Source organism: Pseudomonas sp. SL4(2022), assembly GCF_026625725.1.
In the GTDB taxonomy this organism is placed as follows: Bacteria; Pseudomonadota; Gammaproteobacteria; order Pseudomonadales; family Pseudomonadaceae; genus Aquipseudomonas.
On the sequence record NZ_CP113060.1, the window covers coordinates 2,508,577 to 2,521,302 of the forward strand.

Genomic DNA, 12,726 nt, shown 5'->3' on the forward strand with positions numbered 1-12,726 from the left:
GCTGCGCGTCGGCCCTGCTGCGTTAAAAGCAGGTTCGTAAAGCCGCTTGCGGCTAGCGCGCTTTAGTGCGGCCCGAAGGGCGAGTGAAACGACTCATGCTCCTGTACAGCCCGTACACTTCGCTTGATTCGCTGCGCTCACCCTGCGGGCCAGCCGTTGGCTGTTACTCCGCTGCGCTCCGTATCTCGCCTGTTTTTGCCTTACAGGACTCTAGCTCGCAAGGCTGTAAGCCGATTCTACAGGCAGCTGATTTGCTGCCTGTTGTCCGCTGTCCGGTGTGCGTATAATCGGCCACTTTATGAGCAAGAAGCGCGTTATGCAGCTGGTTCGAGGCCTACACAACTTGCGGCCCCTGCATCGGGGCTGTGTTGCCACCATCGGGAATTTCGACGGCGTCCATCGTGGTCATCAGGCCATTTTGGCGCGTCTGCGTGAGCGTTCTGCCGAGCTAGGCGTACCCAGTTGCGTGTTGATTTTCGAGCCGCAGCCGCGCGAGTTTTTTGCCCCTGAGGTTGCGCCGGCGCGCCTGGCGCGGTTACGTGACAAGGTTGCATTGCTGGCGGCTGAAGGTGTTGATCGGGTTCTGTGCCTGAGTTTCAACCGGCGCCTGCGGGAACTCAGCGCTGCCGAGTTCGTGCATAGGGTGCTGGTTGAAGGGCTAGGGGTGCAGCACTTGGAGGTGGGTGACGACTTCCGCTTTGGCTGTGACCGCGCCGGTGACTTTGCTTTTCTGGCTGAGGCCGGTGAGCGCGAAGGCTTCAGCGTCGAGGCTGCTAGCACGGTTGAACTGGACGGTATTCGCGTCAGCAGTACGCGCGTACGTGAAGCCCTTGATGCCGGTGATTTCGCCTTGGCGCAGCACCTGCTCGGGCGCCCCTTCCAGATCGCTGGGCGGGTGTTGCACGGGCAGAAGCTGGGGCGTCAGCTGAATGCGCCGACTGCCAATGTGCAGCTCAAGCGCAAGCGGGTGCCGCTCAAGGGCGTGTACCTGGTCAGCACCGAGGTTGACGGCCAAACCTGGCCGGGTGTGGCCAACATTGGTGTGCGCCCGAGCGTGGCCGGTGATGGTAGCGCTCATCTGGAAGTGCATTTGCTGGACTTTGCCGGTGATTTATATGGCCGGCGTTTGACGGTGGCTTTCCACCACAAGCTGCGCGATGAGCAGCGTTTCGCCTCCCTTGAGGCATTGAAGACGGCCATTGCTGCCGATATTGCTGCCGCCCGTGCCCATTGGCGCGTTTAAGCCCCCAGCTTCATTGGCTGGGTGCCAATCGCTTACGAAGAGCCTGACATGACCGATTACAAAGCCACGCTTAATCTGCCTGACACCCAATTTCCGATGAAGGCCGGCCTACCGCAGCGCGAGCCGCAGATTCTGCAGCGCTGGAACGAGATTGGCCTGTATCAGAAGCTGCGCGCGCAAGGCGAAGGTCGGCCGAAGTTTGTTCTGCACGACGGTCCGCCCTATGCCAACGGCAGCATCCACATAGGTCATGCGGTCAACAAGATCCTCAAGGACATCATCACCCGCTCGAAAACCCTGGCCGGCTTTGACGCGCCCTATGTGCCGGGCTGGGATTGTCACGGTTTGCCGATTGAGCACAAGGTGGAAACCACCTTCGGCAAGAACCAGCCGTCTGACCTGACCCGCGAGCGCTGCCGCACCTATGCCGGAGAGCAGATTGAAGGGCAAAAGGCTGACTTTGTGCGCCTGGGTGTGCTGGGGGATTGGGATAATCCGTACAAAACCATGGATTTTGCCAACGAAGCCGGCGAGATCCGCGCGCTGGCTGAAATGGTCAAGCAAGGGTTTGTGTTCAAGGGCTTGAAGCCGGTCAACTGGTGCTTCGATTGCGGCTCGGCGCTGGCTGAGGCGGAAGTCGAATATCAGGACAAAAAGTCCGATGCCATCGACGTCGCCTTTGTGGTTGAAGATGCCGGAAAATTGGCCGCCGCATTCGGCTTGGCGAGCTTGCCCAAGCCAGCCTCCATCGTAATCTGGACCACTACGCCTTGGACCATCCCGGCTAACCAGGCGCTTAACGTCCATCCTGAATTTACCTACGCGCTGGTCGATGCCGGCGAGCGCCTGCTGCTGTTGGCCGAAGAGCTGGTGGAAGGCTGCCTGGCCCGTTATGGCCTGCAGGGCGACGTGATCGCCACCGCGCCAGGCGCGGCGCTGGAACTGATCCGCTTCCGTCATCCGTTCTATGAGCGCTTCGCACCGGTTTATCTGGCCGACTACGTCGAGCTGGGTGCCGGTACTGGTGTGGTGCACTCGGCCCCGGCCTACGGCGAGGACGACTTCCGTTCTTGCAAAGGCTACGGCATGAGCAACGATGACATCCTCAGCCCGGTACAGAGCAACGGCGTGTATGTCAGCGATCTGCCGTTCTTTGGCGGCCAGTTTATCTGGAAGGCCAACCCGGCCATCGTCGCCAAGCTGGAAGAAGTTGGCGCGCTGCTCAAGTACGAAGCCATCCAGCACAGCTACATGCATTGCTGGCGCCACAAGACCCCGCTGATCTACCGCGCCACCGCGCAGTGGTTCGTCGGCATGGACAAGCAGCCGAACGAAGGCGGCACCCTGCGTGAGCGCGCGCTGGCCGCCATCGAGCAAACGCAGTTCGTCCCAGCCTGGGGCCAGGCGCGTCTGCACAGCATGATTGCCGGTCGTCCGGACTGGTGCATCTCGCGTCAGCGTAACTGGGGTGTGCCAATCCCGTTCTTCCTGCACAAAGCCACGGGCGAGTTGCACCCGCGTAGTGTCGAGCTGATGGAAGAGGTGGCCAAACGTGTCGAGCACGAGGGCATCGAAGCCTGGTTCAAGCTGGACGCCGCCGAGCTGCTGGGCGATGAAGCCGCCGACTACGACAAGATCAGCGATACCCTCGACGTCTGGTTTGACTCCGGCACCACCCACTGGCACGTATTGCGCGGTTCGCACCCGCTCGGTCATGCCGAAGGCCCGCGTGCCGATCTGTACCTGGAAGGCTCCGACCAGCACCGTGGCTGGTTCCACTCGTCCTTGCTAACTGGCGCGGCCATCGACGGCCACGCGCCATACAAAGAGCTGCTGACCCACGGCTTTGTGGTCGATGAGAACGGCCGCAAAATGTCCAAGTCGCTGGGCAACGTGGTCGCCCCGCAGGAAGTGAATGACAGCCTGGGCGCTGATATCCTGCGCCTGTGGGTGTCGTCCACCGACTATTCCGGCGAGATGGCCGTGTCCAAGGTCATCCTGCAGCGCAGCGCCGATTCCTACCGGCGCATCCGCAACACCGCGCGCTTCCTGCTCTCCAACCTCAGCGGCTTCGACCCGGCGCAGCACCTGCTGCCGGCTGAAGACATGCTGGCGCTGGACCGTTGGGCCGTAGATCGTGCGTTGTTGCTGCAGCGCGAAATCGAAGAGGCCTACGACAGTTACCGTTTCTGGAACGTGTACCAGAAGGTGCACAACTTCTGCGTGCAGGAGCTGGGCGGCTTCTACCTCGACATCATCAAGGACCGTCAGTACACCACTGCTGCCGACAGCGTGGCGCGACGGTCCTGCCAGACCGCGCTGTTCCATATCGCCGAAGCCCTGGTGCGCTGGATCGCCCCGGTACTTTCGTTCACCGCTGATGAACTGTGGGAATACCTGCCGGGTGCGCGCAACGAGTCGGTGATGCTCAATGGTTGGTATCAGGGCCTGGGTGAATTGCCGGAAGGCTTCGAGCTGGATCGTGCCTTCTGGGAGCGCGTGATGGCGGTCAAGGTCGCGGTGAACAAGGAGATGGAGAACCTCCGTGCGGCCAAGGCCATTGGAGGCAACCTGCAGGCGGAAGTGACCCTGTATGCCGAAGACAGCCTGATTGCCGATCTGAACAAACTGGGTAACGAGCTGCGCTTTGTGCTGATCACCTCGACTGCCACCCTGGCCCCGCTGGCCAGTGCCCCGAGCGACGCAGTAGACACCGAAGTGAGCGGGCTCAAGCTGAAAGTGCTGAAATCCGCCCATGCCAAATGCGGACGTTGCTGGCACCACCGTGAAGATGTTGGCATCAACCCGGCCCACCCGGAGATCTGCGGTCGCTGCGTGGACAACATTGAAGGCGCGGGTGAGGTTCGTCATTATGCTTAATGGCAGTCGTTTCGGCCGTTTGTCCTGGCTGTGGCTGAGTCTGCTGGTGTTTGTGGTCGATCAGGCGAGCAAGTTCTGGTTCGACAACAACCTGAGCATGTACCAGCAGATCGTGATAATTCCCGATTACTTCAGCTGGACCCTGGCTTACAACACCGGCGCGGCATTCAGCTTCCTGGCCGATGCCGCCGGCTGGCAGCGCTGGTTCTTTGCCGCAATTGCCGTGGTGGTGAGCGGGGTGCTGGTGGTCTGGCTCAAACGCCTCAAGTCGGACGAAACCTGGCTGGCGGTGGCGTTGGCATTAGTTCTGGGTGGTGCACTGGGTAACCTTGTGGATCGCGTGGTATTTGGTCATGTGGTCGACTTCATCCTGTTGCATTGGCATCAGCAGTGGTACTTCCCAGCCTTCAACGTGGCCGATATGGCGATTACCGGTGGTGCCATCCTGCTGGCGCTGGATATGTTCAAAAGTGAAAAGTCCGGGGAGGCAGGCAAATGACTGACGTGCGTATCGGTCCGGGCAGGGAAGTGACCCTGCATTTCGCCCTCAAATTGGACAATGGCGATGTGGTGGACAGTACCTTCGATAAACAGCCCGCCACCTTCAAGGTCGGTGACGGCAACCTGCTGCCAGGCTTTGAGCAGGCCATTTATGGCTTGAAAGCGGGCGACAAGCGCAGCCTGTCGATCAGTCCGGAGCAGGGCTTCGGTCAGGGTAATCCGCAGAATATCCAGGTTATGCCGCGCAGCCAGTTTCAGGATATGGAGTTGTCGGAAGGTTTGCTGGTGATCTTCAATGATGCCGCCAACGCCGAGTTGCCGGGTGTAGTCAAAGCCTTTGATGATAACCAGGTGACCATCGACTTCAACCACCCGTTGGCCGGCAAAGTGCTGAGCTTCGAGGTGGAGATTATTGAGGTCAAAGCGCTCTGAACAGCGCAATATTTTCGTAGGGTGGGTTAGGCATACAGGCGCCGCTTTAGCCTGCACAGGTTGTTTGGCGCGCCGCAACCCACCATGATTCCTATGTCGGGCACAGTGCTGGGCTACACGGCATTCGTGGCTTAGACCGCATGTGCCGCAAACTCAACCGACGGCAACTTTCGTTTACGCGCGCCGAGATAACCAGCATGCATATCAAACTCGCCAATCCCCGTGGCTTCTGTGCCGGTGTTGACCGCGCCATTGAAATCGTCAATCGCGCGCTCGAAGTCTTCGGCCCGCCCATCTATGTGCGGCATGAAGTGGTGCACAACAAGTTTGTGGTCGAAGACCTGCGCTCTCGCGGTGCAGTTTTTGTCGAGGAGCTGGATCAGGTGCCGGATGACGTGATCGTCATTTTCAGTGCCCACGGCGTCTCTCAGGCCGTGCGCAGCGAAGCTGATCGACGCGGCCTGAAAGTCTTTGATGCCACCTGTCCACTGGTGACCAAGGTGCATATGGAAGTCGTCCGTTACAGCCGCGAGGGCCGCGAATGCATCCTGATTGGCCATGAAGGTCACCCGGAAGTTGAAGGTACCATGGGGCAGTACGACGCCAGCAACGGCGGCACGATCTACTTGGTCGAGGACGAAACCGATGTTGCCGAACTGCAGGTGCGCAATCCTGAAGCACTGGCCTTTGTCACCCAGACCACGCTGTCGATGGACGACACCAGTAAAGTGATCGACGCCCTGCGCGCTAAATTCCCCGCTATCGGTGGCCCGCGCAAAGACGACATCTGCTACGCCACCCAAAACCGTCAGGACGCAGTCAAACAACTCGCCGCCGAGTGCGATGTGCTGCTGGTTGTCGGTAGCCCTAACAGCTCCAACTCCAACCGCCTGCGCGAGCTGGCTGAACGCATGGGCACGCCCGCGTTCCTGATCGACGGTGCCGAAGATTTAAAGCGTGAGTGGTTTGATGGCGTGACCGGTATTGGCATCACAGCTGGCGCGTCTGCACCAGAAGTCCTGGTGCAGGGCGTTATTCAGCAACTGAGCGAGTGGGGCGCAACGGGCGCCCAAGAGTTGTTGGGGCGCCCGGAGAATGTAACGTTTTCGATGCCGAAAGAGCTGAGGGTTATTGCCCGACAGTAGTCGCTTCTACTCATGCAATAAAAAAGGCCGGTATCCCGGCCTTTATTCGTTCTACCAGCAGGTAGCTGCAGTTCCTGTTCCCCCCACGATGCCTTTAACGCCGCGACTATTTAGGGTCAGCGTGCTGCATTGGGTATCCCCGGTTTGAGAGCCCTGAGGTGCTGCCCTTAACAGCACGCAGGCCGCGATGGGGATGCCTGCCGCACAAACTGCTGCAGTGACCAGGTAGCGCCTGTCTTCTGAAGGGGCTGCCGTATTTGCTGCTACACCTGCATAGCCCAGCCCCCCAGCTCCAAGGTTCGTGGTATAGGCCTGGTTCTGCGAGTAGAAGCGTTCTTGCATTTGCATCACTTCTAACAGTTTGGCCTGACCTTCACTGCGACCACTCTTCAATAGGTATGCTTGGTAGTTAGGCACCGCGATGGCCGCCAATACAGCAAGTATCAAGACGACGATCATCAGTTCGATCAAGCTAAAGCCTTGCTGTCGTGGCATCAATTCTCTCTCCAGTAGGTAGGTTTCAAGCCGCCATCTCCGCAGAATAGGCTGGTGGCTTTACAGGTTGGCTTGGGGTCGCGATCGTCGCCCTCACAATTCTCGGCGCCGCACAACAACCCAGGTCGGCCGGTTTCACGTTGTATCACTGCAGGTTGAGGTGGAATGCCGCCGTGTGTGAGATCAAAGCCTCGTTTGTCGGTTTTTACACCATTAACAACTTCTGTGAAGATTGATGTTGCATCCGTAAGGTTCAGAGCATAGAAACGCCCGCGTCCGACGTCAGGGCCGCAGGTTGTAACCTGCTGCCCGCTGGGGCGGAATGTTGTAAAGAGCACAGCCCCCCGGAAGCTGATTGAGCTAGAAAGGACCTTTTCGCCGACAGGGAAGCGCATAAACCAGCCTTTACTGTTGTCAAGCGCCGTCAAATCAGGAACATAGGTATTACCTGGGCTTAACTGTGCATAAAGGTCGTTGATCTCGCTGCGCAGCGTGGGAATGCGGTTAACCGCTGCGAGGCGTTTGGTCTCTATCAAGTAGTTGTAGGCATCAAAGGTGCTGAGTGGTGGCATCAGATCGGCTGCGGTAGCTGCAGCCAGTTCTGCCGGTGTCAACGTGGGTTGGCTGCCGTCATAGGCTTTTTCACTCATCACTGAAAGCTCAGCCAGTTGTGTAGCCGCTTGGCTGCTCAAGGCTAACTGCTCGGATTGAAGTGAAGCAAGGCGAGCCGCCTCACTGTTCAGTGGTGTGCTGATAGCCGCACTATCGGCTTGCCCTTTCCGGATAGCGACTTCTGCAGAAAGGATGTCGCTATTGGTTGTCGATGACGTCGCGTTTTGAGTGAGGTTTGGAATGAGTGTATTAACCTCGGTTTTCAGTGCCGCTAAAGCATTTTTATCTGCCGTTACATCTGCACCGTCATTGGCTACCAGTGTTTGGAATATGCTTTTTTGCAACGCCTGGATTTGACTCAATTTGCTGACCAATGCCGCTTGATTGTTGATCAGTTCCTGGCGCTGGGTATACGCAGGTGAGGCTTCATGTGCTGCTACAGCCGATGCCAACGAAGCTTCCAGCGCGGTGGTGTCGGCTTGGTTGTTAGCTCGGGCTGTTTTCAATGCTTCTTCAGCGGCTATAACGGATTGATACTCTGTGCCAGGTGTTGTTTTCAGAATCTGCAGATTTAGGTGCAGTTGCCCCCAATCAGCGCCATTGTTATTGCTGAGTTGCCCATTGGTAGGGTCATTGAGAAAGCTATCAGCATTAGACGGTGAAGTCGGTGCTGTAAGTGCGCTTAGCTCTTTGAGTCCTTCCAGTGTGTTGACAATGAGGTTGTTAAGTTCGGTGCGCGCGTTCATCTCTGTTGCGTGCTCAACGATAAATGGGTCTGTGCTAATAATGCTTTCAATGGCGCTTTGTTTGGCATTGATATCGTTGTTGGTTTGCAGCAGCGCTTGCTGTTTAGCTATATAGCCAATATTGGCCTGGTAAGCCGAGAGTGCATCGCGTGCAGCTGTTTCAGCTGCCGTTAGTGCGGTGATTTCGGCACGTTTCCCGTTGATTCGATTTTGTATGTCAGTGGCAGTAGTGCCGGACGGGTCAATGCTGCTTACGTCAACCATATTGGCTTCAGTGACTGTTACATATGTTGTAGGCGTTTTGGATACGTTGGTGTCTCGTACTACATAGAATCGATCAATTGTGTCTTCATTAAGCGGGTGGCCGCGATACCCTGAACCTATTGCAATCGTGTAGAACGGTGACTTGCCCCGTTCTTTGATCAGAGCTACGTCAGGGGAGTTATAAAATCTGCGGTTATCAAGAGCAGTTGTTCCGCCAAAATTAGCCACGCGGCCCCCTGTTGCCAGATTGCTCGCTCCGGTGCTGTTTGGAGAGAGGTCAAAGCGGAAAATTTGTCCTCGTGTGTCGGCTGCAAAAATGGTGTCGATCAAACCATCACCCGTTATGTCGATGAGTGTCGGATCTGCCGGCATGCTATTGGTCATGCTTGATATACGCAGATTGGCAGGCGATGTCTCTCCTGAAACTGGGCTGGGGCCTGCCATCCATAGACGCTCACCTGTATTCGCGTCGGCGATATAAAGCGCATTGCCATAAGTGTCGTTGCTTGGGGTGTTAGGGGTGTCATCATCTTGATTTGGATCATAGCCGCCAGTGAAAATGAGTACGTCACGTGCGCTGCCGTTCCACTTTATCTTACTTACTTTAGGTGTCGACCATGTTTGGCCTAAGCGTTGGTAGGGCGTGCCGCTTGTGCCGCCGACAATGGCCCATTTCAACTTTGGCTGTATAGTTGAGGGCTCGCCGCTGTTTGCAGGGCTGACATCAAGTGCATAGTAGTTACGGCCGCCTCGGCCCATGCCTGCATAGAGGATGACTTCGGATACTGGGCGAACTTTACGTGTAGTGTCTGCTGGGCCATAGCTGACTTTGAGTCCGAACTGTCCGTCTATGCCATATTTTTTTTGATTACTGCCTTTCGGGTTGTCGTAGTAGGCTTTGAGATTGGGGAGTAGCTCTTTAGGTATATAAACAAAAAGCTCTTCCCCCGTTTCCGGGTTGATGGCGGCAATATGGCCTTCGTTGGTGCCATAAAACAAAACAAGCTTGTCTTCTGTGCTGCCGGAGTTTACGCGAACCAAGTCTTCATCGCTGATGTATGCCACGACTTTGGGCGCGTTGTGTAGTACGTCGGCTACTTGTAAACGGGGCGGTGACCCGGCTACGCCAGGATCACTACCTCGTGCCCAGCTAATAAGTTTTGTTTTGTAATCGTCTGACATGGACGAGTCACCCAGTTGCGCCTTGCTAACATTAGCTGCGTTGAGGGCGTTGGTGCTTAGTGTCAGGTTTATCGCACTTGTGGCGCTGGGGCCCGCGAGTGGTGTTGTGCCTGTGTAGGTGAACATTTTCCTGGTGTTTGGGTTAGAGAGGCGACTTGCTGCGCCGCCGCTTTCAGCATTTCGTCCGTCAGCTGAAGGGCTCCAGAAACTTTGTGCAGTATCTTTGAAGAAACCGGTGGACGAATCGACTGCATTACGACCATTTACATCAGTAATAATAAGGTCACCAGTAGAGGTGTCGGTGGCTGCTTTGTATTTTTTAACGTTACCAATCCAGCGAGCGCCTTCTGCTGGCCTGAACAGGGCGTAGTAAAGGTCGTTACGGTAGCCGAAGTTGCTGTAGGCACTTACTGACACTGTTGGTGTCGTGAATGAGGTGTTCTCAGCAAGAATGTCGACAACAATACTTTTAAGTGCAGTGACGAGGCCCGAAGTGTCACTGGTCGTGAAGAATTTACCGCCCCCGTAGTCCGCGGTGTCTTGAAGGAGCTGAGAGTTGCCAATATTGCCAAAGCCTACGGTGTAGGTATTGATGGTTTGCTTGCCTGCTGCCGGAGAGTTGTCCTGGTTTGCAAGGTATTCAGATAGACCAGGCATCCAGCAACCGTCAGCTGGACTTCCATCAGTCGGATAGTTGCGATTGCAAGAGGTATATTGGGTGTTTTTGCCTGCGACTAGTGTCTGAATAGCCGCGTTACTACCCTGGTCGCTGTTGGGTAAGCCGTCGGTCAATACAATAATGTTGGACTTCTGGCATGAGTTTTCGATGGGGGATTTATAACTCGACCCTGTAAACGCTGCAGTGTTACTTCTCCAGGGGTTTACGTTTTGTGATCCCGTACCGTTTTCTATTACTCCACGTGTGGCGTTGCCATAGAGTGGTCTTTCTCCACGCAGATAAAGTGCTGCTTCGTGGTAACTTTCAAGGAGCGGTGTTCCGCCACTGGCATAATAGCTACGCAGTTGTGTCTTGAACGTGCTGGCCACTGTTGCCGCGCGGCCAACGGGGACGTTGATAAAGCCACCGTTGCTGTTTGAGTCAAAGCGCGCAAGACCGATATTGGCGTCGTTAGAGACTGCCAGTTCATCGACCAATTGGCTGACCACTTGTTTGACAACTTCCATGCGTGTAAGGCTGCCATTATTTCTATTGTCGTTAGGCAACCTAGTACTTGTGCACCAATTCTGGGGTGTTGATCCATAGTTGTTAGGCACTACAAGTGCTCGACAGTTGGTGCCAGGCACGCCGTTCAGCATCGAGCCTGATGTATCGATTACAAACATGATGTTGGGGCGCACGCGTTGATCGGCCGGGAGGTCGCGTGTCAGATAAATCTCTGTGTCATCGGCTAGGGCGATACCAGACTGTAATGAGAGAAACAGGTAGCTAAAGGCGAACGCGCCGGTCGCGATATTCTTCGGGGTCATGATGATTGTCCTCAGCTCATTGCAGCATTAGTCGAGTGGCAACGGCGGGCGTTCCGCTATTGAAAAAAACCATGCCTTGCCAATCAATCTTCATGGTCAGTTCATTTGGATCAGCGGGCTTGCCTTTTAGGAAAATTTCTGTGGTGTCGGCCACTTCAATTCGCTTCTGTGGGCAATTGCTGCAGGGGGTTGCGAGTAAATAGCCGTGAACACCATTTGTTACTTTGGATTTTTCTAGGTTTAGAATTAAGTCGGCGTGTTCTATGTAGCTGTCCCCTATTTCGTTTGCGGTGGCAAATTGTTGGGCTAGCGTCATAGTGATTAAAGTTAATGCATAAAATAGCTTGTTCATGGGATGTCCTCGATTTATTTGGGCGTGGACATAACCAGCCCGCTCACTTGCTCAGAGAATGCGCCGCTTGTCAGGGTGGATCTGGCGGTTAGTTCAAATTGCTCGCAGTTGAATTTTCCCGATGAAGTGCCATCGCCAAAGATTAGACAGTCAACACCGCCAAGTGAGTTTACGTTGGTGGTTTGGTTAAGATTTGGCGCAGCTATTCGCGTATTAAGGGCCAAGGCGGCACGGCGCTCAGGGAAGCGGGGGCGCGCTTCCAGTGGTGCTGCTTTTGAGTTGAGTAGCGGTTGCCTGTTGGCAATGTTAGCGCTCATGTTAAGAACCTGTGCTTTCAACTCGCTTTGTGCTAGTTGAAAAGCGGAGCCTCTGAACTGGCTATTGCTTGCCATATGTTCACTGGTGGTTGACAGTCTTACTGCGGTTACGCCCGCAACAGTCAATATCAAAAGAAAAACCAGCGCTACAATCAATGTGGCACCTTGTTGGTGTTTTGGTATTTGAATTCTGCTTAGCATACCGGCCTCAGAAAATATTTTTGAGCTGAACTGTCGTTGTGAATATCTGCCGGGAACGCTGGTCGCCTGCCGCTGGGGTAATTGGAGGGGCATCCAGCAAGTAATAGTTGCGTTGCACAGGGGGCGGGGTTACTGGGTCAAGGCTATTGGCCAGAACTGCAATTCGCACGGCGAGTACATCTTTCCATTTGTTTTGAGCTTCCACTCTGTCGGCAGAAATATAACTTCCGACACTGAATGGGTCTGCGTTCGACGCAATGCCATAGAGCACTTGAAGTGACTCAATGCCATCGATCAGCCTTTGGTTCTGCACCAGCCACTCACTGTCAGATCGGTTATAGGAGCTGCAGCCCAGTGAGGACTGTGGGTTGTTCGCATCTGGCGGAATGATGAAGTATGAGTTTATGACAATCGTATTGATTGCTACTGCGCTGCCAGTACAGTCACGCAAGCTCCCGTCAATTACAACAGCGGGCTCTGCGCTGAAACTCACTCGGTCAGGCGCGTTTCCAGCGCCATTGAATGTACATGGGTTGCTGGCAGCTGAACCTCTCCCGCAATTAATAGGTTCTACCGGAAATGGCATCCCCTCGGAGGAGCCAGGCGAGAGGTAACCTGCCTGTCTAGCCGTGGCCGCAATGAACTCTAAGGCAAATCGCCCATTTTCCTGAAGCTTGGTCATTGCATCGTTGGTTGCGAAGGTTTGCCGGCTTGAAAGGAAGACCTGACTCACGCCCAGTAGCAGAATCAGTCCAATTACCATCGCTACCAATAGCTCAATAATGCTCAGGCCTTTTTGCCGAGTGGTAATCACCGTTGTACCTCCAGGCCATTCGAAAGGTTTTCACCTGCGCCTACCCCGGCCGCA

General features: G+C 55.5%; 10 protein-coding genes. 5 read left to right on the top strand and 5 right to left on the bottom strand.

Annotation, left to right across the window (positions count from 1 at the left end; genetic code table 11):
• Nucleotides 1–316: 316 nt before the first annotated feature.
• The 5 genes from ribF to ispH all read left to right on the top strand — a co-directional run bounded on the left by ribF (nt 317) and on the right by ispH (nt 6,201).
• On the top strand, nt 317–1,243 hold the full coding sequence (gene ribF, locus OU997_RS11815) for a bifunctional riboflavin kinase/FAD synthetase (RefSeq protein WP_177479915.1): 927 nt from the start codon (nt 317–319) through the stop codon (nt 1,241–1,243).
• A gap of 48 nt (nt 1,244–1,291) precedes the next feature.
• Nucleotides 1,292–4,123 carry an isoleucine--tRNA ligase gene (ileS, locus tag OU997_RS11820; RefSeq protein ID WP_267806740.1) on the top strand — a complete coding sequence of 944 codons (2,832 nt, stop codon included), beginning with the start codon at nt 1,292–1,294 and terminating at the stop codon, nt 4,121–4,123.
• Nucleotides 4,116–4,622, top strand: coding sequence for a signal peptidase II (gene lspA, locus OU997_RS11825; protein ID WP_108486909.1), 507 nt, complete (start codon nt 4,116–4,118; stop codon nt 4,620–4,622). The genes ileS and lspA overlap by 8 nt, the downstream gene beginning before the upstream one ends.
• Nucleotides 4,619–5,056: an FKBP-type peptidyl-prolyl cis-trans isomerase gene (locus OU997_RS11830; RefSeq protein WP_108486910.1), complete on the top strand. Its 438-nt coding sequence runs from the start codon at nt 4,619–4,621 to the stop codon at nt 5,054–5,056. The genes lspA and OU997_RS11830 overlap by 4 nt, the downstream gene beginning before the upstream one ends.
• Nucleotides 5,057–5,253: 197 nt before the next feature.
• The gene (ispH, locus tag OU997_RS11835; protein ID WP_267806742.1) at nt 5,254–6,201 is read left to right on the top strand and encodes a 4-hydroxy-3-methylbut-2-enyl diphosphate reductase; all 948 of its coding nucleotides are present in this window, start codon (nt 5,254–5,256) and stop codon (nt 6,199–6,201) included.
• 51 nt (nt 6,202–6,252) lie between these two features.
• On the opposite strand, the gene OU997_RS11840 is transcribed toward ispH, so the two are convergent.
• The 5 genes from OU997_RS11840 to OU997_RS11865 are packed head-to-tail and all read right to left on the bottom strand — an operon-like array spanning nt 6,253 to nt 12,672.
• Entirely contained in the window at nt 6,253–6,696 is a 444-nt protein-coding gene (locus OU997_RS11840; RefSeq protein WP_324288881.1) for a type IV pilin protein, read from the bottom strand.
• Nucleotides 6,696–10,988, bottom strand: coding sequence for a PilC/PilY family type IV pilus protein (locus OU997_RS11850; RefSeq protein WP_267806744.1), 4,293 nt, complete (start codon nt 10,986–10,988; stop codon nt 6,696–6,698). The genes OU997_RS11840 and OU997_RS11850 overlap by 1 nt, the downstream gene beginning before the upstream one ends.
• 16 nt (nt 10,989–11,004) lie before the next feature.
• Nucleotides 11,005–11,340, bottom strand: coding sequence for a hypothetical protein (locus OU997_RS11855; RefSeq protein ID WP_267806746.1), 336 nt, complete (start codon nt 11,338–11,340; stop codon nt 11,005–11,007).
• Between the two features lie 14 nt (nt 11,341–11,354).
• Nucleotides 11,355–11,858, bottom strand: a complete 504-nt coding sequence (locus tag OU997_RS11860; protein ID WP_267806747.1) for a pilus assembly PilX family protein — start codon at nt 11,856–11,858, stop codon at nt 11,355–11,357.
• A gap of 7 nt (nt 11,859–11,865) precedes the next feature.
• Nucleotides 11,866–12,672, bottom strand: coding sequence for a PilW family protein (locus OU997_RS11865; RefSeq protein ID WP_267806749.1), 807 nt, complete (start codon nt 12,670–12,672; stop codon nt 11,866–11,868).
• Between the last annotated feature and the right edge of the window lie 54 nt (nt 12,673–12,726).